Annotated in this window: 19 protein-coding genes and 1 pseudogene; 11 read left to right on the top strand and 9 right to left on the bottom strand. The window is 69.4% G+C overall.

The window, feature by feature from the left end:
• The first annotated feature begins 219 nt into the window (after positions 1-219).
• From BLS50_RS19880 to BLS50_RS19865, 4 genes are all read left to right on the top strand, one after another.
• Positions 220-1,152: a 4-hydroxyproline epimerase gene (locus BLS50_RS19880; protein ID WP_074806541.1), complete on the top strand. Its 933-nt coding sequence runs from the start codon at positions 220-222 to the stop codon at positions 1,150-1,152.
• Positions 1,149-2,276 (top strand): NAD(P)/FAD-dependent oxidoreductase, encoded by a 1,128-nt coding sequence (locus tag BLS50_RS19875; RefSeq protein ID WP_074803650.1) that lies wholly within the window; start codon positions 1,149-1,151, stop codon positions 2,274-2,276. Before BLS50_RS19880 ends, BLS50_RS19875 begins: the two co-directional genes overlap by 4 nt.
• A 199-nt stretch (positions 2,277-2,475) precedes the next feature.
• Positions 2,476-2,709: a 2Fe-2S iron-sulfur cluster-binding protein gene (locus BLS50_RS19870; RefSeq protein ID WP_074803648.1), complete on the top strand. Its 234-nt coding sequence runs from the start codon at positions 2,476-2,478 to the stop codon at positions 2,707-2,709.
• Positions 2,706-3,974, top strand: a complete 1,269-nt coding sequence (locus BLS50_RS19865) for an NAD(P)/FAD-dependent oxidoreductase (RefSeq protein WP_074803646.1) — start codon at positions 2,706-2,708, stop codon at positions 3,972-3,974. Before BLS50_RS19870 ends, BLS50_RS19865 begins: the two co-directional genes overlap by 4 nt.
• A gap of 50 nt (positions 3,975-4,024) precedes the next feature.
• On the opposite strand, the gene BLS50_RS19860 is transcribed toward BLS50_RS19865, so the two are convergent.
• Positions 4,025-4,969, bottom strand: a complete 945-nt coding sequence (locus tag BLS50_RS19860) for a LysR family transcriptional regulator (RefSeq protein ID WP_074803644.1) — start codon at positions 4,967-4,969, stop codon at positions 4,025-4,027.
• A 163-nt stretch (positions 4,970-5,132) separates the two neighbouring features.
• Here BLS50_RS19860 and gtdA point away from each other — a divergent pair, with 163 nt between their 5' ends.
• From gtdA to BLS50_RS19830, 6 genes and pseudogenes are all read left to right on the top strand, one after another.
• A complete protein-coding gene (gene gtdA, locus BLS50_RS19855) occupies positions 5,133-6,176 on the top strand; it encodes a gentisate 1,2-dioxygenase (RefSeq protein WP_074803641.1) in 1,044 nt (347 codons plus the stop codon).
• An 87-nt stretch (positions 6,177-6,263) separates the two neighbouring features.
• Entirely contained in the window at positions 6,264-6,962 is a 699-nt protein-coding gene (locus tag BLS50_RS19850; protein WP_027805490.1) for a fumarylacetoacetate hydrolase family protein, read from the top strand.
• Positions 6,963-6,996: 34 nt separating this feature from the next.
• Positions 6,997-7,638, top strand: a complete 642-nt coding sequence (gene maiA, locus BLS50_RS19845) for a maleylacetoacetate isomerase (RefSeq protein ID WP_074803639.1) — start codon at positions 6,997-6,999, stop codon at positions 7,636-7,638.
• Positions 7,639-7,670: 32 nt separating this feature from the next.
• Complete coding sequence (locus tag BLS50_RS19840) at positions 7,671-8,879, top strand: 3-hydroxybenzoate 6-monooxygenase (protein WP_074803636.1); 1,209 nt, start codon at positions 7,671-7,673, stop codon at positions 8,877-8,879.
• 80 nt (positions 8,880-8,959) lie between these two features.
• A complete protein-coding gene (locus BLS50_RS19835) occupies positions 8,960-10,321 on the top strand; it encodes an MFS transporter (RefSeq protein WP_074803634.1) in 1,362 nt (453 codons plus the stop codon).
• A 55-nt stretch (positions 10,322-10,376) separates the two neighbouring features.
• Positions 10,377-10,605, top strand: a pseudogene (locus BLS50_RS19830) (PLP-dependent aminotransferase family protein); the annotation flags it as partial.
• Between the two features lie 84 nt (positions 10,606-10,689).
• Here the strand turns inward: BLS50_RS19830 and BLS50_RS19825 are convergent.
• From BLS50_RS19825 to BLS50_RS19815, 3 genes are all read right to left on the bottom strand, one after another.
• Positions 10,690-10,968, bottom strand: a complete 279-nt coding sequence (locus tag BLS50_RS19825) for a hypothetical protein (RefSeq protein ID WP_011547913.1) — start codon at positions 10,966-10,968, stop codon at positions 10,690-10,692.
• Between the two features lie 96 nt (positions 10,969-11,064).
• On the bottom strand, positions 11,065-12,378 hold the full coding sequence (locus tag BLS50_RS19820; protein ID WP_412668069.1) for a cytochrome-c peroxidase: 1,314 nt from the start codon (positions 12,376-12,378) through the stop codon (positions 11,065-11,067).
• 68 nt (positions 12,379-12,446) lie between these two features.
• Positions 12,447-13,910 carry a metallophosphoesterase family protein gene (locus tag BLS50_RS19815; protein ID WP_074803627.1) on the bottom strand — a complete coding sequence of 488 codons (1,464 nt, stop codon included), beginning with the start codon at positions 13,908-13,910 and terminating at the stop codon, positions 12,447-12,449.
• 154 nt (positions 13,911-14,064) lie between these two features.
• On the opposite strand from BLS50_RS19815, the gene BLS50_RS19810 reads away from it, so the two are divergent.
• On the top strand, positions 14,065-14,913 hold the full coding sequence (locus BLS50_RS19810) for a class I SAM-dependent methyltransferase (protein ID WP_074803625.1): 849 nt from the start codon (positions 14,065-14,067) through the stop codon (positions 14,911-14,913).
• A gap of 102 nt (positions 14,914-15,015) precedes the next feature.
• Here the strand turns inward: BLS50_RS19810 and BLS50_RS19805 are convergent, their stop codons facing one another.
• The 5 genes from BLS50_RS19805 to BLS50_RS19785 all read right to left on the bottom strand — a co-directional run bounded on the left by BLS50_RS19805 (position 15,016) and on the right by BLS50_RS19785 (position 22,675).
• On the bottom strand, positions 15,016-15,327 hold the full coding sequence (locus tag BLS50_RS19805) for a hypothetical protein (RefSeq protein ID WP_006479242.1): 312 nt from the start codon (positions 15,325-15,327) through the stop codon (positions 15,016-15,018).
• A complete protein-coding gene (locus tag BLS50_RS19800; protein WP_074803623.1) occupies positions 15,324-17,345 on the bottom strand; it encodes a BCCT family transporter in 2,022 nt (673 codons plus the stop codon). Before BLS50_RS19800 ends, BLS50_RS19805 begins: the two co-directional genes overlap by 4 nt.
• A gap of 309 nt (positions 17,346-17,654) precedes the next feature.
• A complete protein-coding gene (locus BLS50_RS19795; protein ID WP_006479241.1) occupies positions 17,655-18,842 on the bottom strand; it encodes a porin in 1,188 nt (395 codons plus the stop codon).
• Between the two features lie 113 nt (positions 18,843-18,955).
• The gene (locus tag BLS50_RS19790) at positions 18,956-21,376 is read right to left on the bottom strand and encodes a glycoside hydrolase family 31 protein (protein WP_074803621.1); all 2,421 of its coding nucleotides are present in this window, start codon (positions 21,374-21,376) and stop codon (positions 18,956-18,958) included.
• Between the two features lie 27 nt (positions 21,377-21,403).
• Entirely contained in the window at positions 21,404-22,675 is a 1,272-nt protein-coding gene (locus tag BLS50_RS19785) for an MFS transporter (protein ID WP_074803619.1), read from the bottom strand.
• Positions 22,676-22,817 lie beyond the last annotated feature (142 nt).

Below are 22,817 nucleotides of genomic sequence, written 5' to 3'. Positions count from 1 at the left end.
CGGGTGTGTCGGTGTGGCGACCAGTATCGCCGCGCAAACGCCCATCACGCTTGAGTCGTATCGCGGAGCAAAATGACGAAATCGGCACAGCGGCCGGTAGGGGCGGGAGGGGCGCGTCGCACTATGCCGATTTCGTCGTCGTCCTCATCGAAAAGCCACAAGCGGACGGACGCGCGACGGAGGAAGCTATGCTCCTTTCCCCACTTCGGACGGCTCATGATGAAGCGCATCCAGATCATCGATTCGCACACGGGCGGCGAACCCACTCGGCTCGTCGTGTCCGGCTTTCCGTCGCTCGGCCGCGGCACGATGGCCGAGCGCCGCGACGTGCTCGCGCGCGAGCACGATCGTTACCGCACCGCGTGCATCCTCGAGCCGCGCGGCAGCGACGTGATGGTCGGCGCGCTGCTGTGCGACCCGCTGGCGCCCGACGCGGCGGCCGGCGTGATCTTCTTCAACAATAGCGGCTATCTCGGGATGTGCGGGCACGGCACGATCGGCGTCGTGCGCGCGCTGCATCACATGGGGCGCATCGCGCCCGGCGTGCACCGGATCGAGACGCCGGTCGGCACCGTCGAGGCGACGCTGCACGACGACCTGTCGGTCAGCGTGCGCAACGTGCCCGCATATCGTCACGCGCAGGGCGTCGCGCTCGACGTGCCGGGATACGGCCCCGTGAAGGGCGACATCGCATGGGGCGGCAACTGGTTCTTCCTGATCAGCGACCACGGGCAGCGCGTCGCCGGCGACAACGTCGCGGCGCTCACCGCGTATGCGTCGGCCGTACGCGAAGGGCTCGAACGCGCGGGCATCACCGGCGCGAACGGCGGCGAGATCGATCACATCGAGCTGTTCGCCGACGATCCCGAGCACGACAGCCGCAGCTTCGTGCTGTGCCCGGGCCTCGCGTACGACCGTTCGCCGTGCGGCACTGGCACCAGCGCGAAGCTCGCGTGCCTCGCGGCCGACGGCAAGCTCGCGCCGGGCGTCGTGTGGCGGCAGGCGAGCGTGATCGGCAGCGTGTTCCATGCGAGCTACGAGCTGGCCGATGGCGGCATCGTGCCGACGATTCGCGGCAGCGCGCACCTGAGCGCGGAAGCGACGCTGCTGATCGACGAAGACGATCCGTTCGGCTGGGGCATCGGGTCGTGAGCGAAACGAAGACCGACGTCGTCGTGATCGGCGCCGGCATCGTCGGCGCGGCCTGCGCGCACGAACTCGCGCAGCGCGGGCTGCGCGTGCTCGTCGTCGACGACGCGAGCGGCGGCGCGACCGGCGCGGGCATGGGCCACCTCGTCGCGATGGACGACAACGCGGCCGAGCTCGCGCTGAGCCATTACTCGATCGACCTGTGGCGCGCGTTGAGCGGCGAGATGCCGGAAGGCTGCGCATACCGCAACTGCGGCACGCTGTGGCTCGCGGCCGATGCGCACGAAATGGATCTGGCGCGCGCGAAGCAGGCGACGCTCGCCGCGCACGGCGTGGCCGGCGAGCTGATCGACGCGGCGGCGCTCGCGCAACTGGAGCCGATGCTGCGCGCCGGGCTTGGCGGCGCGCTGAAGATTCCCGGCGACGCGATCCTCTATGCGCCCGTCACCGCGAACTGGCTGCTGCAGCGCGCGCCGCGCATCACGTTGCGCCGCGAGCGGGCCGTCGCGGTCGACGGCGCGAGCGTGACGCTCGCGAGCGGCGACGTGCTGCGCGCGCAGCGTGTGCTGGTGGCGAACGGCGTGGCAGCGCGCACGCTGCTGCCCGAACTGCCGCTGCGCCCGAAAAAGGGCCATCTGCTGATTACCGACCGCTATCCGGGCCACGTATCGCATCAACTCGTCGAGCTCGGCTATGCGGCGAGCGCGCACGCGAGCGACGGCACGTCGGTCGCGTTCAACGTGCAGCCACGGCCGACCGGCCAGTTGCTGATCGGCTCGTCGCGCCAGTTCGACACCGAGGACGCGCAGGTCGAGCCGCCCGTGCTTGCGCGCATGCTGCGCCGCGCGGTCGGCTACCTGCCGGATCTGGCCGACCTGAACGGCATTCGCGCATGGACGGGTTTCCGATCCGCGAGCCCCGACGGCCTGCCGCTGCTCGGCGAGCACCCGGCGCGGCCGGGCGTGTGGCTCGCGGTCGGCCACGAAGGGCTCGGCGTGACGACCGCGCCGGGCAGTGCGCGGCTCGTCGCCGCGCTGATGGCCGGCGAGCGGCCGCCCATCGATATCGAACCGTATTTGCCGGGACGCTTCCTGACCGCGTCGTCCTTGGCCGGAGCGCTGACGTGAAACGACCCCCACGCTTACTTCATTCGCTGTCGACCGGAGTTGGCGCTTCAGCGCTTACTCCGGTCCCATGCAAGGTGCCCCCCGAGGGGGCTGTCAGCCGCCCGCGGCCGGCTTTGCAAAGCCGGCCGGCTACGCAGGCGCAGAGCGATGCTCTGCGAATTCCCTGCTACGCCGTTGGGGCGGCCCGACGGAGGCTGACATGATCATTCATCTGGACGGCCGCGCGCTGACGGTGGCCGACGGCGTGACCGTCGCGGCCGCCGTTGCGGCGAGCGGCGACGACACGACGCGCGTGTCGTGCGCGGGTGCGGCGCGTGCGCCGTTTTGCGGGATGGGCATCTGCCAGGAATGCCGGATGACGATCGACGGCCGGCGCCGGCTGGCGTGCCAGACGCTGTGCCGCGACGGCATGCAGGTGGAGCGCACGCGATGAAACAGGAACGACTGAGCGTCGACGTCGCGATCGTCGGCGCGGGCCCGGCGGGCCTGTCGGCCGCGCGGGCCGCCGCGCGCAGCGGCGCGACCGTTGCGATCGTCGACGACAACCCGCGCGCGGGCGGACAGATCTGGCGGCAGCCGGCAGCGGCCGCACCGACGCCGGCCGCGGCCGAACGCCTGGCCGTGCTGCGGCAGCCGAACGTCATGCACCTCGCGGCGACGCGCATCGTCGCCGAAACGCAGCCGGGCACGCTGCTGCTCGAAGACGACGAATGCGGGCGGCTGCTCGATTTCCGGACGCTGATTCTCTGCTGCGGCGCGCGCGAGCTGCTGCTGCCGTTTCCGGGCTGGACGCTGCCGGGCGTGACCGGCGCGGGCGGCTTGCAGGCGCTGATCAAGTACGGGCTCGACGTGCGCGGGCAGCGCACGGTGATCGCGGGCAGCGGGCCGCTGCTGCTGGCGAGCGCGGTGACGGCCCGGCAGGCCGGCGCACGCGTGTCGCACGTGCTCGAACAGGCCGCATGGGGCGACGTCGCCGGCTTCGGCGCGGGGCTGTGGCGCTGGCCGTCGAAGCTAGCGCAGGCCGCGAAGCTCGCCACCGCTGCTTATCGGCCGGCTGCGTACGTCGTCGAGGCATTCGGCGACCAGCGGCTCGAACGCGTGCGGATTCGCCGGGGCGATCGCGAATTCGACGTCGACTGCGACCGGCTCGCGTGCGGCTTCGGCCTCGTGCCGAATACCGTGCTGCCGCGTCATCTCGGCTGCCGGATCGAGCACGGCGCGGTGGCGGTCGACGCACACCAGCGCACGAGCCGCGACGGGTATTTCGCGGCGGGCGAGTGCACGGGCGTCGGCGGCAGCGAGCTGGCGATGGTCGAAGGCGAAATCGCCGGCTATGCGGCGACCGGGCAGACCGACCGACTGGCCGCGCTGGTCGCACGCCGCGCGCGCTGGCAGGCGTTCGCGGATGCCGTGCGCGAGCGCTTCGCGATCCGCGCGCCGATCCGCCGGCTCGCGCGAGCCGACACGCTGCTGTGTCGTTGCGAAGACGTGCGGTTCGATGCGGTCGCACGGGAACCGGGCTGGACGGCCGCCAAACTGCAGTCACGCTGCGGGATGGGTGCGTGCCAGGGGCGCGTGTGCGGCGCGGCCGCGCAGGTGCTGTTCGGCTGGACGCCGCCGGCGCCGCGCACGCCGCTCGTGCCCGCGCGGGTCGGCACGCTGATGCTCGACGGTACGGAATCCTGCGACGGCGCGTGACGTGTGAGGCGTCGCGGTGAAGCGACCCGGTTCGCGCCGGGCCGCGCCGTTCATTCCACCTTCACTTTTTCCCATCCGCCCACCTGCGGCGCCGCACAGGCGCGCAGGCACTCGATCGTCGCGGCCACGGCCGCGCGGTTCGCGCTGTCGGGGTGCCAGTACATCGACACCGCGCCCTGGCCCTCGAGCTCCATCGGCAGGATGCGGATCGCGTTCAGTTGCGCGAAGCGCCGCGCGGCGCGGTGCGACGCGACGCCGAGCAGGTCGGTGTTGTTCAGCAGCGTGAGGTTCAGGATCGACGAATTCGATTCGACGCAGTGCGACGGCTGCACGCGGCCGGCGGCGTGCAGCGCGGCTTCCAGCGCATTGTGGACGGGCGTGCCCGCCGGCCACACGATCCACGGATAGGCGAGCACGTCGTCCCAGCCGAGCGACGTCGCGCCGGCCAGCGCGTGGCCGGGCCGCGCGACGAACACGACCGGATCGACGTACAGCGCTTCGGCATGCAGCAGCGGATCGACGGACGTCGAGCCGGAGCGGCCGACGACGATATCGAGTTCGCTGCGCGCGAGCTGCGGCATCAGCTGGTTCATCGTGCTTTCGGTGAGCCGCACCTGCGCGCGCGGCATCCGTTTCAGCAATTGCGACACTGCGAACGGCACCGTGTCGGCCGCCGCGACGCCCGACGTGCCGATCGTCACGAGGCCGCTGCCGCCTTCGCGCAACGCGGCCATGTCGTCGCGCGCGATGTCGAGCTGCGCTTCGACGCGTCGCGCATGCTCGATCAGCGCTTCGCCGTAGGGCGTCGGCCGCAGCCCGCGCGCATGCCGCTCGAACAGCGGCAGCCCGACATCCTCTTCCAGCTCCTTCAGCCATTTCGACAGCGCCGGCTGCGTGGTCGCGAGCGCGACCGCCGACTGGCTCAGATTGCCGGTGCCGGCCAGGCTCAACAGTACCTGCAGATGCCGCAGCCGCAGCCGGTGGGTCCAGTCCATTGCATGCCTCGTCGCGAAAAGGTATATCCAAAAATATATGGATCAGATGATTTGACCATTTTACCGGGTATGTCTGCGTCGAATATAAATCTGCTGACGGACTGCAGCACGGTCCCCGACCCGACATAGCGCCGACGCCGATCGGCGCCCCGAAGGAGACATCATGACGACCCATCCGGACGCGCCGCGCGCCGCTTACTACGCACGGATCGCCGAGCAGCGCCTGGCGCCGTTGTGGGAATCGCTGCACAACCTCGTGCCGACCTCGCCGCAGCCGGCGGCGCAAGCCGCGATCTGGAAGTATGCGCAGATACGCGACCTCGTGATGCAGGCCGGCAGCGTGATCAGCGCGGAGGAAGCGGTGCGCCGCGTGCTGGTGCTGGAGAACCCCGGGCTGCCGGGCAAGTCGAGCATGACGCCGAACCTGTATGCAGGATTGCAATTGATCCTGCCGGGCGAGATCGCGCCGAGCCACCGTCATACGCAATCGGCGCTGCGCTTCATCGTCGAGGGGCGCGGCGCGTGGACGGCCGTGAACGGCGAGCGCACGACGATGCATCCGGGCGACTTCATCATCACGCCGTCGTGGGCGTGGCACGACCACGGCAATCCGTCGGCGGAAGACGGCGGCGAGCCGGTCGTGTGGCTCGACGGGCTCGACATCCCGCTGCTCGCGCACCTCGACGCCGGTTTCGCGGAGAACTACCCGGAAGCCGTACAGCCGGTGAATCGTCCGGAAGGCGACAGCTTCGCGCGCTTCGGTCACAACATGGTGCCGGTGCGGCATCGCGTGAGCGATCCGACGTCGCCGGTGTTCAGCTATCCGTATGCGCGCAGCCGCGAGGCGCTCGACGCGCTGTACCGGAACGGCGAACTCGATGCGTGGGACGGCGTGAAGCTGCGCTACGTGAACCCCGCGACGGGCGGCTGGCCGATGCCGACCATCGCCACCTTCATGCAGTTCCTGCCCGCCAGCTTCGACGGCCGCCCGTACCGTAGCACCGACGCGACGGTCTATTGCGTCGTCGAGGGCAGCGGCACCGCCGTGATCGGCGACCAGGCATTCGCGTTCGCGCCGCACGACATCTTCGTCGCGCCGTCGTGGGCGCCGGTGCGGCTGTCGGCGTCGCGCGACAGCGTGCTGTTCAGCTATTCCGACCGGCCGGTGCTGTCCGCGCTGAACCTGCTGCGCGAAGCGCGCGACTGACGCCGGCTGCTTTCGACGATCCGTTTTCCGTGCGCCGCCGAGGTCGCGGCGCGCGCCCCTTCATTCATGCCCACGCTGGAGCCATTCATGACTTTCGTATTCCCGCCCGAAGCGCCGGTGGCGCTGCCCGTCGCCGGCAGCGACGCCCGATTCGCGGTACGCCGCGTCTATTGCGTCGGCCGCAACTACGCGGCCCATGCGCGCGAAATGGGCTTCGATCCCGATCGCGAGCCGCCGTTCTTCTTCTGCAAGCCGGCCGATTCGATCGTGCCGGTGGCATACGGCGACACGCTCGAGCTCGCCTATCCGTCGCAGACGCGGAACTATCACTATGAAGCCGAACTCGTCGCGGTGATCGGCAAGGGCGGTTCGGACATTCCGCTCGAGCATGCACTCGAGCACGTGTGGGGCTACGCGGTCGGCCTCGACATGACGCGCCGCGACCTGCAGATGAAGATGCGCGAAATGGGACGGCCGTGGGAAATCGGCAAGGCGTTCGACCGTTCGGCGCCGATCGGGCCCGTGCACCCGGCGAGCGACGTCGGTCATGTCGAGCAGGGCGGCCTGTGGCTGACCGTCAACGGCGCAACCAGGCAGAAGAGCGACGTGTCGCACCTGATCTGGTCAGTCGCGGAGACGGTGGCCGACCTGTCGAAGTTCTTCCGCCTCGAACCGGGCGACGTGATCTTTACGGGCACGCCCGAAGGCGTCGGCGCGGTGGTCGCGGGCGACGTGATGAAGGTCGGCGTCGAGCGTCTCGGCGAATTGACCGTGCGCGTGGTCTGACGCGCGTTCGTCGATTTCCTCGAAAGGTTACATCGTGCAACTGCATAGCTTCTTCAACAGTTCGACCTCCTACCGGGTGCGCATCGCGCTCGCGCTCAAAGGGCTGCCGTACGACACGCTGCCCGTGAACATCCGCACCGGCGAGCATCGCGAGGCCGATTATGTCGCGCGGGTGAACCCGTCGGCCGCGGTGCCGGCGTTGACCGATGGCGATTTCCGTCTCGGCCAGTCGCTCGCGATCCTCGATTACCTCGACCAGATCCAGCCGACGCCTCGGCTGATCCCGCTCGAACCGCGACGCCGCGCGCGCGTGCTGGAACTGGCGACGCTGATCGCCTGCGACATCCATCCAGTCAACAACCTGCGCGTGCTGCGCTATCTCGGCAGCGAACTGAAGGTCACGCCGCAGCAGAAGACCGCGTGGTACCGGCACTGGGTCGCGGAAGGGATGGCCGGCGTCGAGCGGCTGCTGGCCCGCGCGGACGACGGCCCGTGGTGCTTCGGCGATGCGCCGACGCTGGCCGACGTGTGTCTGGTGCCGCAGGTCGCGAACGCGTTGCGGATGGGTTGCGACCTGAGCGCGTATCCGCGCTGCCTCGCGGTGGTCGAGCACGCGCGGCACGAGCCGGCGTTCGAGGCCGCGCAACCGCAGCGGCAACCGGATTACGTCGCGTAGCACGAATCACGTCATAGAAGCAGGAGACAGACATGGACGAGACAATCAACAAAGGCCGGCGCGTACTCGTGATCGGCGGCGGTATCGGCGGGCTCGCGGCGGCGCTGGCGCTCGCGCGTCAGGGCATTCGCGTGAAGCTGCTCGAACAGGCCGAACGGATCGGCGAGATCGGTGCGGGCATCCAGCTCGCCGCGAACGCGTTCAATGCGCTCGATGCGCTGGGTGTCGGCGAGGCGGCGCGCGGCCGGGCGGTATTGACCGACTGGCTGCAACTGATGGACGCGATCGATGCACGCGAGGTCGCACGCATCGCTACGGGCGCCGCGTATCGCGAGCGCTTCGGCAATCCGTACGCGGTGATCCATCGCGCGGACATTCACCTGTCGATCTACGAGGCGGTCAAGGACCACCCGTTGATCGAATTCCGGACGAGCACGCAAGTGTGCGGCTTCGAGCAGGACGGCCGCGGCGCGACCGTGATCGACCAGCACGGCGAACGCTATCGTGCCGATGCGGTGATCGGCTGTGACGGCGTGAAATCCGCGATCCGTCAGGCGCTGATCGGCGACGCGCATCGCGTGACGGGCCACGTCGTGTATCGCGCGGTGGTGGACGTCGACGACATGCCGAAGGATTTGCGGATCAATGCGCCGGTCGTGTGGGCCGGCCCGCATTGTCATCTGGTTCACTATCCGCTGCGCGGCGGGCGGCAGTACAACCTCGTCGTCACGTTCCACAGCCGCGAGCAGGAGAGCTGGGGCGTGCGCGAGGGCAGCAAGGAAGAGGTGCTGTCGTACTTCGACGGTGTCCATCCGCTGCCGAAGCAGATGCTCGATAGGCCGACGTCATGGAAGCGCTGGGCGACCGCCGACCGCGATCCGGTCGAGCGCTGGAGTGCGGGCTGCGCGACGGTGCTCGGCGACGCCGCGCATCCGATGACGCAATACATCGCGCAGGGCGCGTGCCAGGCGCTCGAGGACGCGGTGACGCTCGGCGCGGCCGTTGCGCAGACCGACGGCGATTTCGAGGCCGCGTTCGCGCTGTACGAACGCGTGCGGATTCCGCGCACCGCACGCGTGCTGTATTCGGCGCGCGAGATGGGGCGGATCTATCACGCGAAGGGCGTCGAGCGGCAGGTGCGCAACGGGCTGTGGGTCGGGCGCACCGATGCGCAGTTCTACGACGCGCTCGACTGGCTGCACGGCTGGCGTGCGGAGGATTGCCTGAAGACGGTCGTATAACGCACCCGTTCAGCCCGATTCCGGTGGCGCGCATTTCAACGACAGACGACGCGCGCCTCCTTCCTGGAGGAGACACCATCATGGCCGATACGCTGTCCATCGACGTCAGCGAATGGATCGACCGGCATCGCATTGCGCCGTTTCAGGCCGCGATCGTCGTCCTGTGCTTTCTGATCGTCGCGATCGACGGATTCGATACCGCGTCGATCGGATTCATCGCACCCGTCATTCGCTCGGAATGGGGCCTGTCGCCTGCGCAGCTCGCGCCGGTATTCGGCACGGGGTTGGCCGGGCTGATGGCCGGCGCGCTCGTATTCGGGCCGTTCGGCGACCGGTTCGGCCGCAAGCGGCTGCTGCTCGCATGCGTGGCGTGCTTCGGCATTGCGAGCGCCGCGTCGGCGAGCGCGGGCGGCCTGACCGAGCTGATTATGTGGCGCTTCGCGACCGGGCTCGGGCTCGGCGGCGCGATGCCGAATGCGATCACGCTGACGTCCGAATACTGTCCGGCGCGACGTCGCTCGCTGCTCGTGACGACGATGTTCTGCGGTTTCACGATCGGCTCCGCCCTCGGCGGGCTCGCGGCCGCGTCGCTGATCGAGCACCACGGCTGGCGCGCGGTGCTGGTCGTCGGCGGCGTGGCGCCGCTGCTGCTCCTGCCGCTGCTCGCGTGGCGACTGCCGGAATCGGTGCGCTATCTCGTCAACCAGGGCGCGCCGTCCGCGCGGATCGCGACGCTGCTCGGTCGTATTGCGCCGGGTCCGCACCTCGCACATGCGTCGTTCATCGCGCCCGCCGGCAAGCCGGTCGGGTCGCCGCTCGGGCGGCTGTTCGCCGCCGACCTGCTGCGCGGCACGCTGCTGCTGTGGCTCACGTTCTTCATGAGCCTGCTCGTCATCTACCTGCTGTCGAGCTGGTTGCCGACATTGCTGCGCACGACCGGCGCGACGTTGCAGACGGCTGCACGCGTGACCGCGATGTTCCAGGTCGGCGGCACGCTCGGCGCGATCGTCCTGGGCTGGCTGATGGACCGCTTCGATCCGCATCGCGTGCTGGCCTGCAGCTATGCGGCGGCCGGCGCTTGCGTCGCGGCAATCGGCGTGTTCGCCGCGTCGCCGTGGGGTACGGCGCTTGCGGTATTCGCCGCCGGCTTCTGCGTATCGGGCTCGCAGGTCGGGGCGAATGCGCTGTCGGCCGCGTTCTATCCGACCGAGTGCCGGACGACCGGCGTGAGCTGGGCGAACGGGATCGGTCGTGGCGGCTCGGTGGTCGGCTCGATGGCGGGCGGCGCGATGCTGGCGATGGGCGTGCCGCTGTCGATCGCGTTCGCCGTCGTTGCCGCGCCATGCGTGATCGCGGCGGTCGCGGTGCTGGCGCTCGGCGTGGTGCGCGCCGGTGCGGTACGCGTGGCGGCCGCCGACGGGATGGCGGGCAGGCAGGCCTGATCGAAGGCGGGGCGGTCCGATTGCCGATTCGGTAAGCGGCGCGATGCTGCCGTAGCTCGCGTTGCCGGCAGACGTGTGCTTCGATGCGCTGTTCTGACGCCGCGCTGACGCATGGCGTCAAGATCGCGCCCGGTTCGATCTTCTCGAATTCGGACCGTTTCGCCGGCTATATCCGGCTCGCGTGCAAGCGCGTATCCGATGTGTCCGACGCATCTGATGCGGTGCATGAGACAGCGTTCGACACACTCGCCCGCCTCGTACGGGAAGCCATGGCGGCCGCGTGAGCGCGACGGCGGCGGCCGGCCGGACTTCCGAATACGCGAGTGCTCCGGCCGGACGCGGTACCGAAGCGGCAAGCCGTCGCCATTTCATCGGCCGACCGAGTGCGTGGCGAGGTGCTGGCGAATCAGCGACAGGTAACGGTCGCCGACCGAGAAATCGCGTGCCGCGCGCGGCCGGGCGGCGGCCGGCCGCAGCGTGGCCGGCGCGCTCATGCCCAGATACCGGCACACGGCGGACGGGAAGGGCTTGCGCGTATGCCCGAGCTGACGCGCCGCGCGCTCGACGCGGGCATCGCCGACCTGGGCTCGAAGCCACGCCAGCACTTGGCGATCGGTTTCGTTGACGATACGGACCAGATGTTCCATCGCGCACCTCACTGTTCATAAATACAGTACTGTAAATATAACCAGTGTTTGCGCCGACCGCAAGCGGGCGTGCGTCGGCTGGCCGTTCGGCCAGGGTCAGCGCACCGGCGCGGCGGCTCGCGCGATCCGGGCCGCGGCGGCGGCCGGGGAGGCGCGGCCGGTATAGCGCGCGTCGGTCAGCGTGCCGAGGAACGCGACGATGTCGTCGATTTCCGCGTCGGTGAGCGCGGGCGGCGTGCCGGGCCGGCGGTTCATCGGCGTCGAGTTGACGTTGATGTTGCCCCGATAGGCGGCCGGCACGTCGTCGAACGTCTTGGCGCCGTGGTACCAGAAGCCGGGATCGGTCGAGCGCGTGTTGTAGAACGCGACCGCGTCGCGCAGCGTCGTAAATACACCGTTGTGCATGAACGTCTGCTTGACCGCGACGTTGCGCAGCCCCGGCGTGCGCAGGTAGCCGCACCATTGCGTCGGTTCGGGCCAGCGCAGCCGACGCGCGGTGTCGCACAGCCCGTTGTCGAAATGGCGCGGATCGCGGTTCGCGGGCAGCGCGCGATTGCGCGGCACCGCGATCGCGTCGTAGCCGAAATCGGTGAACAGCGAGCGCTCCGGGCGGCTCGACGTGTCCGACAGCGTATGGCAGGTCATGCAATTGCCCTTGTCGGGATTCCGGAACAGCGCGAGGCCGCGCATCTCGGCCGGCGCGAGCGGTTTGCGCGTGCGCAGGAACGCATCGAAGCGCGACGTGAACGGCGCCATCTCGTCGCTCTGCAGATAGGCTTCGACGGCCGAACCCAGCGCGCGCACCAGTTGCTCGGGGTCGCGGCGCACCGGCGCGCCGAAGCGCGCGGCGAGATCGGGCGCGAGTTCGGTCGCGTTGACCTTGCGCAGCAGCGCGGCCGGCGACCGGTTGTTCATCTCGTTCGGATCGAACAGCGGCCCGCGGATCTGCTCGGCGAGCGTATCCGCGCGGCCGTCGCTGAACAGGCCGCCGAACGGCGACGGCGCGGGCGCGTCGTCGTCCTGGTAGAAGTGGCGGCGCGGCACGTAGCGCACATACAGCAGCGACGGCGCATTGCGCTGGCTGAAGCGCCCGGGCCGGCTGCCTTCCGGCACGCCGGGCCCCGCGAGCGATGCAGCCGACAGCGTCGGCGCGAACGCGCGGCCCGGATCGTGGCAGCCCGCGCACGACATGCCGCGCGGCTCGGACAGCCGCGGGTCGAAGAAGATGCGGCGGCCGAGCGCGACGAGCGCCGGGTCCGGCGCGAAGCGCGCGGTGGCCGCGTCGATCTTGCCCGTCACCTGCGGCGTGCCGTTGCCGATCGTGTCGACGACGCGCGACGGCGGCGCGCCGGGAAGCAGGACCGTTTCGGCCGGCGCGGCGTGGGCCGCCAGCGTCAGACCGGCGAGCAGGGGTGCGACAAGCGTGCGCAACGTCTGCCGGCCATGCCCCCCGCGGCCTTCATATCGAACTGCTTCACTCACGGCGCGATGAACCCCGTCTTGTCGCAGGCGAGCGTCCTGCCCGACTGGTTGCACGACGCCAGTAACTTGCCGGCCGCCGAATACGCATGGAACACCCAGCCCGTCGCCGGCGCGGCGTTGCGCTCCATGATCAGGAAGCCGAAGCTGTTGTTGTGCGACAGCCGCTCGATCACGGCGCCCGGCGCGGGCGTCAGGCCGGCCGGGAACGGGTCGGGCAGCGCGACGTCGAGGTTGTCGCCGCCGTTGCCGGACACGATCGTCGCCGGGTGCCCGGACGAGAAGTTGATCGCCTGGAAATCGTGCACGTGGCCATGCAGCGCGACGTGCACGCCCGGCGGGTAGTACGCCTGCGCGTTGAGGCTCGACATCACCGACTGCAGCGCGAGGTTGCCCGGCGCGGGCGTGCTGCCGGCGATCGGTGCGAACGCGAGGATCGGGTGATGGTTCGTGAAGATCGTCGTCGTCATGCCGGCTTTCGACGCGAGCGATGCGACCGTCTGGAATTGTTTCTGGTAGATGCCGAACTGCGCGTCGGTCGTCTTGAGCGGCGTGCGGCCGACCTTCGCGGTGTCGAACACGATCACCTGCGAGCCGCCGCCGAGCGACACCGCATAGGGTTCCGAATAGTTCGCGTTGTTGTCGTTGGCCGGATCGTCGCACGAGCGTGCGGCCGAATACGGGCGCGGGTCAAGGAAGCGGAACCAGCCCTGGCCCGCCCGTGCGCATTCCTCGTGGTTGCCGCGCACGACGACCCACGGCGCCTTCGCGAGCAACGGCGCGGCCGGGCGGAACAGGTCGGCTTGCCACGTATCCCAGCCGTAGCCCCACGGGCTGTCCTTGCAGCCGGCGATGTCCGGCGGGCACGCGTTCTCGCGATAGTGATAGTCGCCGACGTGCAGCACGAGATCGGGCGACAGCTTCGCGACGCTGGCCGCGATCGTGTCGAGCGGCCAGACCGCGGCATCGTTGCACGCCTGCCATGCGTTGTCGGCCTTCTTCATCCGGCAACCCGTGTCGGCGATGATCGCGACGCGCTGCGGCTGCGCTTTCGGCAGCGGCAGCGTGCGGCCCGCGACGCTCGCCGCCTGCGCGCCGGCCGGCAGCGTGGCCTCGCACACGGACACCGGGAAGCTCGACGGCTTCGAATCGGCCGGATCGCTGGCGGTCGGCCGCTGGGCGACGGTCGCGGCGCCCGCGCGCAACGTCATGCGCGACACCTTGCCGTCGACGGTCAGTTGCGGGCACAGCGGGTCGGTGGCCGACGCGGGCGTGTAGTTCGTGATCACGCGCGCGATCGCCTGGTTCGCGTCGCCGATCTCGACCCACGCGGCCTGGACGTTGGCCGAGGCGCTGGCCGGATCGTCGGGCGTATCGATGTGATTCGAGCACGCGGACAGCGCGGCGAGGGCGGCAAGGGGAGCGCAGCGCACGAGCAGCGCGCGCGTGAGGAGTCGTCGCATGGGAAGGGAGGCACCGTAGGAAAGTCGTCAACGATACGCAGCGCGAATGTAAGAAATATGAAAAGCGGGGCGCGTGCTGGCTGCCCCTTGACTTCAAGCCGGCTTGAAGCGGCACAGTGCGATTCGTCATCAATGAATCGGAAGGGGATCGACGATGGAAGCCAACCGGCCCAACGAAGCGCAATCCGCGCTCTGGAATGGTCCGTCAGGGCGCGCGTGGGTCGATGCGCAGGCGCCGCTGGACCGGATGTTCGAGCCGTTCGAAACGCTGCTGGCGGAGGCCGCGGCAGCATCGTTTGCCACGCGCGTGCTCGATGTCGGCTGCGGCACCGGCGCGGTTACGCTCGCGATCGCGCGGCGGCTCGGTGCGAGCGCGCAGTGCACGGGCATCGACATTTCGGCGCGGATGATCGATGCCGCCCGAGCGCGTGCCGAACGCAGCGGCGTGCCCGCCCGGTTCGTGTGCGCGGACGTGCAGACGCATGCGTTCGAGCCGGCGAGCGTCGACCTGATCGTGTCGCGTCTCGGCGTGATGTTCTTCGACGATCCGGTGCGGGCGTTCGCGAACCTGCGGCAGGCGGCGCGGCCGGGCGCGACGATGCGGTTCGTCGCGTGGCGCGGCGCGGCCGACAACCCGTTCATGACGACGGCCGAGCGGGCGGCGGCGCCGCTGCTGCCGCACCTGCCCGTGCGGCAGCCCGGCGCACCGGGCCAGTTCGCGTTCGGCGACCGGCAGCGGATCGCGTCGGTGCTGTCGGACAGCGGCTGGGCGGACGTTGCGATCGAGCCGGTGGACCGGATGTGCGTGCTGCCGGAATCCGCGCTGGACGACTACATTGCCCGGCTGGGCCCGGTCGGCCTTGCGTTGCTGGAGACAGACGAAGCGACGCGGCGGCGCGTGATCGACACGATACGCGCCGCGTTCGAGCGATACGTGCACGGTGCCGAGGTGCGCTTCGAGGCGGCGTGCTGGCTCGTGACGGCGCGCGCGCCGTTCGCATGACGCGTAACGTGAAAGCAGCGGATCAAGGCCGGGGCGGCGGCCCGTTCGCCCCGCACGTGGCCGTGCCCGCGTGATGAAGCGGGGCCATGCGACCTGCGTGCGTCAGCGCTTCCGCGCGCGCAGCATCAGCCACGCGCAGCCACCGGCCGCCAGCACGAGGCCGAGCAGGACGGCCTCGGCGCCGAGCGCGAAACCGGGCGGCATGTCGCCGCCGTTCGGCACCGGCGCCAGGTTGCCGGCCATCGCGACGGCGCCGCCGGCGAGCAGCGCCGCGCAGACGATCCAGTAGATCTTGCCGGGCAGTGCCGCGGCGCGGATGCGCCACAGCGCGATGCCGGCGCCGCCGAGGTACAGCACGGCGAGCGTGCCGAGCGCGATGATGTCGGCCGCGCGGCTTTGCAGCAGCCCGCTCATTCGGCCTCCGTCGCGTGCCCCGGTGCCCGGCTCAGCAGGTGCGTGCGGGTGTCTGCCGCGAGCGACACGTAGCGTTCATATTGGCGCAGCACGTCGGCGATCACTTCGTCGCCGCGCAGGTATTCGATGTCGTAGCCGAGCCGGCCGTCCTCGAAGAACGTGACGATGCCATGGACGTGCGCACGCGTCTCGTCCGGCTCGGCCGCCTCGCGCACCAGGAACGCGGCCGCGGATTTCGCGGTGACGCGCACGCCGTACACGAAATCGCGGTGTTCGGCGGTCGGCACGGTGAGCCGCACTGCATCGTCGCTGTCGCGCTGCACGTGCGCATCGACGCCGCTCGCGCGCAGTTCGTCGGCGACCTTGCGCAACGCGGGTTCGACCGTTTCCGCGACGAACTGGCGCGCCTCGGCCTCGGTCGTCTGCCGCAGGATGTGCGTCAGGCGATGGCGCCAGTGCTGGCCGGTCCAGAAGCTCGTTGCAGGCGCAACGTCCTGCGAGTAGTGCGCGCGGTCGGCCGCGAGCCCGCGCCACAGCCCGTAGCACAGCGCGAGCATGATGATGGCGACCGGCAGCGCGGCGATCAGCGTCATCGCCTGCAGCGCGCCCAGCCCGCCCGCGACGAGCAGCACCGCGGCCGTCACGCCGAGCAGCGCGGCCCAGAACAGCCGCTGCCAGACCGGCGAATGCGCATTGCCGCGCGTCGCGATCTGGTCGATCACGAACGCGCCCGAATCGGCGGACGTGACGAAGAACACCGCGATCAGCACGATCGCCACGATCGACAGCAGTTGCGGCAACGGCAGGAAATCGAAGAAGCGGAACAGCAGCGCATCGACGTTGGTCGCCGTCTGCGCGAGCGCGCCGGCCGCGCCGTGCGTATCGAGCCAGATCGCGCTGTTGCCGAACACGGTCATCCACACGAGGTTGAACGCGGTCGGCACGAGCAGCACGCCGATCACGAACTGGCGGATCGTGCGGCCGCGCGAGATGCGCGCGATGAACATGCCGACGAACGGCGACCACGACACCCACCACGCCCAGTAGAGAATCGTCCAGCCGCCGAACCAGCCTTCCTCGCGCGGCGGCGCGTACGCATAGGTGCGGAACGACAGGTCGACGAGGCTCGACAGGTACTGGCCGATGTTGTCGCCGAGTGCGCGCAGCAGGAACGCCGTCGGGCCCGCGACCACCACGAAGGCGAGCAGCAGGAACGCGAGCAGCAGGTTCAGTTCGGACAGCCGGCGCACGCCCTTGTCGAGGCCGGTCGCGGCCGATACGCCCGCGAGGATCACGACCACCGCGACGAGCCCGATGCGGAACAGGTTGCTGCCCGTGTCCCATCCGGCCACCGTATGCAGGCCCGCGCTCAGCTGCATCACGCCGTAGCCGAGCGTCGTCGCGATGCCGGCGACCGTGCCGACCAGCGCGAACGCATCGACGGTGTGGCCGATCCAGCCGTTGATGCGCTCGCGCAGCACCGGATACAGCCCGGAGCGCAGCGTCAGCGGCAGGTTGTAGCGGAAGCCGAAGTACGCGAGCACGAGCCCCATCAGCCCGTAGATCGCCCACGCATGGAAGCCCCAGTGGAAGAAGGTCATCAGCATCGCCTCGCGCGCGGCGGCGGGCGTGCCGGCGTCGACGGTCGGCGGCTTCAGGAAATGCTGCATCGGCTCGCCGACGCCGAAGTACATCAGGCCGATGCCCATGCCGGCCGCGAACAGCATCGCCGTCCACGACACGAAGCTGAACTCGGGTTCGGCATCGTCGGGGCCGAGCCGGATATTGCCGAAGTCGCTGGCGGCGATCAGCACGAGAAACACGAGGAAGCCGGTGACGGCGAGCACGTAGAACCAGTCGAACCGGGCGATGATCCATTGCTGGCCGGCGGAGAACAGTGCGCCGGCTTCGCTCGGGTGCAGTGCGCACACGACGAGTAGCGCGCCGATCACGGCGAGCGCGGGCAGGACGACCTGCGGCTTGAATGTCGTGCGGGGCGAGGGACGGGAATCCGGCATGGCGGGCATCCAGTTGTGGGCGCAACGAGGCGCGACGCCGCCCGGCGCGCACGTTGCGCGTCGGACCCTGATACGGCGTGCGTCGAGTGTACCGCGGTGTCAGGACTGCAAGAAGGGGCATGCAGAAGGGTAAACCTGACGAATTGTAAGGTATCGGGGCGATCGAGAAAACCCGCGCGGTGTGCGCGGCGGGCCGGCGGGGCGGGGAGAATGCAGCGACGATCGCGGATCGGGCACCCGGACGGCGCACGCGCGGCATGCGCATCGTCCGGGCAAGGGGCGGCGCCCGGAAGGCGTCGCCAGGCGGGTTCAGAACGTGACGGCGATCCCGGCCATGCCGACGAACTGGCCATGCGTCGTCGACGGCGTGAGCTGCTGCGAATCGCCGACGATCGGCGCCGCGTCGACGATGTGCCCGGCGCCTTGCGCGCCGAGCGTCTGCCCGCTCGAATGCGTGTACGCCTGCAGCGCGTAGAGCGTCGTGCGTTTCGACAGGCTGTACGACTCCTTCAGCGAATATTGTTGATAGCGGGCCGCGCTCGCGACACCGTTCGCCTTCGATGCGAGCGTGTACGCGAATGCGCCGGCCACCGAGAACGTCGGCGTGAAGCGGTAGGCGGCAAGCGCGCCGTAGGTGTTGAACACGGCCGTGTCGGTGAACGCCGAGCCGTTGCCGGGCAGGTACTTCACGTTCGAATAGTTGAGCCCCATCGTCAGGTCGCCGAGCGTGTAGTTGCCGGCCGCCGCCACCTGTTCGACCGCTTTCGCGCTCAGGTAGCCCTGGTTCAGCACGGACACCGCGAAGCTGCCCGACGACGCGGTGGCCGGATTCAGGAAGCCCGCGGACGAGCCCGAGCTGTTGATCCGCAGGTAGCCGGCCGCGATCCCGATCGGCCCGTTCGCGTAGCGCAGCGCGGCGCTGAACGTGTTGCCCTTGCCGGTCGCGCCCGCAATGCCGCCGAATGCGTACATCGCGCTCGCGGTCAGCCCCGCGAAGGTCGGCGACGTATAGGTAACCGAATTGTTCACGCGGATCGTGGTGTCGAGGCCGTCGATGTCGCCCGGATGCGCGCCGGTGGCGCCGGTCAGCCAGCTGCTCGACGCGTACGGGCCGACGAACAGGAAGTAGGGCGTGTACTGGCGACCGGCCGTGACCGTACCGTAGCTGGCGTTGCGCAGGCCGACGAAGGCCTGGCGATTGAATAGCGTGCCGGCGGCGGCCTGCGCGCCCGTATTCAGGTTGAAACCGGCCTGCAGGTCGAAGATCGCGTGCGTGCCGCCGCCGAGATCCTCGTCGCCGCGCAGCCCGAACTTCGACGCATACAGGTTGCCGTCGCGCATGTAGATGTTCGAGTGTCCCTGCTGGTTGTTCACGTACGCGAGCGAATCGTCGACCACGCCGTACAGCGTGACGCTGCTCTGCGCATGGGCGGCAGTCGTGCCGAGCGACGCGGCCGATAAAATCAGGATTGCAGAACGGTTGATGGATGCTTTCATGCTCGATCTCCAGGTCTCTTCATCTTTTCAAGGGGGTGGGAGGCTGAATGCCTCCTCTGTGGCAGGCGGCGAGCCGCGCGAACGGCCCGCCTGATCGGGTTGGCTTCAGTGGTTCATTGATCGAACGCGACGACGAGGCGGCGCCACGCGCCGTCCTGCGCATCCTGCTCGACACGCGCGCCGCGCACGGCAATCGCACCTTGCAGCGACGCGGGCAGCAGGATTTCGACGCGGTCGGACGGACGCTCCGGGCGGCCGTCCCAGCGGACCGACACGCCGAGCACGCCAGATGCCTCGCGGCCGGTCTCGATGCGCCACAGGCCGTATTCGCCGTCGCGCCATGCTTCCGTTTCGCCATCGTCCTCCACGCATTCGCCGTACGCGACGCCATCCTCGATCCGCGGTGCGACGAGGAACCCGCGCGTGTCGGCGCGCGCCCCGAAATGCTGTTCCGTGACGTTCAGCGGCAGCACGCGGCCTTCGCGCAGTAGCATTACCGGCGTGTCGAGCGGCGCGGGGAGCGTCACGCTCGCGCCGCCGTCGAACGATCGCGCGCTCGCGCAGCACGTCCAGCGTGCGCCCGACGGCAGGTACACCGTGCGTTCGGTCTGGCCGGGCTCGACGACCGGCGCGACCAGCAGCGCGTCGCCGAGCATCATGTCGTCGCACGCGTCGTAGCAGCGCGCATCGCCGGGGAAATCGGCGAGGGTCGGCCGCAGCACGGGCTCGTAGCGCGTCGTGGACAGCCACAGCAGGTGATAGAGGTACGGCAGCAGCCGGTAGCGCTGCTTGATCAGCGACGCGATCTGCGCGGTGATCTCGGGGTACATCCATGGTTCGTTGACGGTGCCGTCGTCGTTCCATGAGTGGATGCTGAAGCGCGGCATGAAGATGCCGAACTGCACCCAGCGCAGCAGCAATTCGGGCGACGGCGCAGGGCCCGAGAAGCCGCCGATGTCATGGCCAATGTTCGACACGCCCGACAGCGCGAGCCCGAGGCCCATCTTCAGGTTGTAGCGCAGCGTTTCCCACGACGTGTAGTTGTCGCCCGACCACGTCTGCACGTAGCGCTGCATGCCTGCGCCGCCCGAGCGCGACACGAGGAACGGCCGCCGCGCCGGCGCATGCGCGCGCTGCGCGTCGCGCGACGCGCGCATCATCAGCATCGTCTGCAGCACCTTCGCCTCACGCGCGGGGAACGGCTGGCCGAAGCCGTGCGCGATCGCGTCGGGCGACCAGATCTCGTATTCGTTGTTGTCGTTCCAGGTCGATTCGATCCCGTATTCCAGCAGCGCCGACGTGACCTGCTCGCGCCACCAGCGGTACGCGTCCGGCTGCGTGAAGTCGATGTACGCGCCGACTTCGTCCCAGAACTGCACCCATGCGGGCTCGCCCGATGCGGAACGGATCAGCAGCCCGCGTTGCGCGGCGTCGTCGAACGCGGGATGGTCGCGCAGCAGGCACGGCTTGATGTTCGCGCACAGGCGGATGCCGTGGTCGCGGTAATGCTGCACGAAGCCTTTCGCATCGGGAAACTTGTCGCGGTTCCAGTTGAACACGTAGCGCTTCGCGCCGATCGACGTATAACCCGACGACAGGTGGAACGAATCGCACAGGATGTCGTGCGTGTCGCACTGCTCGACGAACTGGTTCATCTGCTGCTGCGCGTCCGGCGCGTCGGTGTAGCTCATCGTCGAGCCCGAATAGCCGAGCCCCCATTTCGGCGTGCGCGCGGGGCGCCCGGTGAGCCACGTGAAGCGCCGCGCGGCCGCGAGCGGCGTAGCGGGCGACGCGATGAAGTAGTAGTCGAGATCGCCGTGCTCGGCGACGAAGTAGCGATAGAGCCCGTGGTAGTTGTCGAGCTCGCGGCCCATGTCGAACGCGCAGTCGGACAGCGTGTCGTAGAACAGCCCGAAGCCCTGGCACGCATCGGGCGACCACGTGATGTAGAACGGGATGTGCTTGTACAGCGGGTCGGTGTGCTTCGCGCTGTAGCCCATCGCGTCGATGTTGCGCATCTCGAAGCGGGCGCCCGTGCGATCGAGTTCGCCCGCGCGTTCGCCGAGGCCGAACACCTGGTCGCCGCGCTCGCGGGCGACGTAGTGATACGCGCGATCGTCCCACCAGCCGAAGTTGTACGCCTGCGTCGCGCGGTCGGCGAGCGCGACGCGCCATGCGCCGTCCGTGCCGCGCAGCGACCACGTGCAGTGGCCGCCTTGCCGGCGCACCGCGAGCCGGATCTGCGCGGTTTCGATCCGCACGGCGTCGTCGTCCTCGGCGAAGTCGTAGTGGGGCAGCGCGAAGCCGCCCAGGTCGAGGCGGTCACGCCCGTCGAGCGGCACGTCGTCGAGGCCCGGCGCGATCGTCCAGGTGCGCGGATTGCGCGCCGTCGCGTCGGGCAGCACGCGTACCCGCACGATGTCGTCCTCGAGCACGAAGATTTCGACGGTGGCGCCCGTCTCGGACGCGAGCAGTACGCGGTTCGCGTGGTGGCTGGCGACGCGGAACACGGGCGGATGAAGGAGCGAAGTCATGAATGCGGTTCCTGGTGAAAACGGATGTCAGGCGTGCTGCGCGAGCAGGCGTTCCTGTTTCGACTGGCCGCGGATCAGCAGCGCGAGCAGCGTGACGCCGATGATGTCGAACAGGCCGAGGCACGCGAACAGCGGCGCATAGCCGATCTTGTCGGCGAGCGCGCCGACCAGCAACGAGAAGCCGAGCCCGCCGATCCACGCGGCCATCCCGGCGAAGCCGCTCGCGGTGCCGACTTCCTCGGGGTCGAACACGTCGGCCGACAGCGTGTTGACGAGCGCGGAGATCATCTGGTGCGCGAAGCCGCCGACGCAGAACAGCGCGATCGCGGTGTACGGCGACGACGCGAGCCCGATCATCGCCGGCCCGAGCATCAGCAGCGCGCCGAGCGCGACGCCCGCGACGCGCGACCACACGAGCGGCAGCTTGAAGCGATTCGCGAGGTAGGGCGACAGGTAGCCGCCCGCGATGCCGCCCAGGTCGGCCGCGAGAAACGGCATCCACGCGAACACCGCGATCTGCGTGAGCGGCATGTGGCGCTCGGTCGCGAGGTACAGCGGAATCCAGAAGCTGAAAGTTTGCCACGCGGGTTCCGCGAAGAAGCGCGGCAGCGCGATCGCCCAGAAACGTCGGGCGGTGACGACGTCGCGGATACGGCGCTTCGACACGGGCGGCATCGTGGCCTGGCCGTCGCGGATCAGCGTGCGTTCCTGCGGCGTGATGTGCGGATGGTCGGCCGGCGACCGGTACTGCGTGTACCAGAGGGCGGCCCAGACGAACCCGAGCGCGCCGGTGGCCATGAACGCGGCCTGCCAGCCGAACCGCATCGACAGGAACACGACGAGCGGCGGCGCGATCGCGGCGCCGAGCGACGTGCCCGCGTTGAAGTAGCCGACCGCGACGGATTTCTCGCGATCGGGAAACCATTCGGCGACGGCCTTCATTCCCGACGGAATCGCGGCGGCCTCGAACAGGCCCAGCAAGCCGCGCAGGATGCCGAGCGACAGCCAGCCCGACGCGAAGCCATGCGCGACGCCGATCACCGACCACAGCATCGCGAACAGCGCGAACCCGAGCCGCAACCCGATCAGGTCGACGATGAACCCGCATACCGGCTGCATGATCGTGTAGCCGATCTGGAACGCGCCGACGATGTACGAATACTGCTGCGTCGAGATCGCGAACACCTGCTTGAGCTCGGGCGCGAGCACCGCGAGGGAATTCCGTGCGAGGTAGTTGAGGATCGTGCCGAGACACACGAGCACGATGATCCACCAGCGCAACGCCTTGACTGTCTTCACTGCTGTCTCCTGTCAGGGAGGGCGGGCGCGCGGCGCCTGCCCGGTCCGTGAGGGCCGCCCGTTCGGGGCGGCTTGTTTCGTTTTATTCGTACGATGTCCGATCTTGATATACGTCGGTTTTACCGGGTTATATCGAAATCAC

The sequence above is a fragment of the Burkholderia orbicola genome, assembly GCF_900100915.1.
GTDB classification, from domain to species: Bacteria; Pseudomonadota; Gammaproteobacteria; order Burkholderiales; family Burkholderiaceae; genus Burkholderia; species Burkholderia orbicola.
Note: the sequence above shows the minus strand (reverse complement) of the source record. Positions and strands in the feature narration are given on the sequence as shown.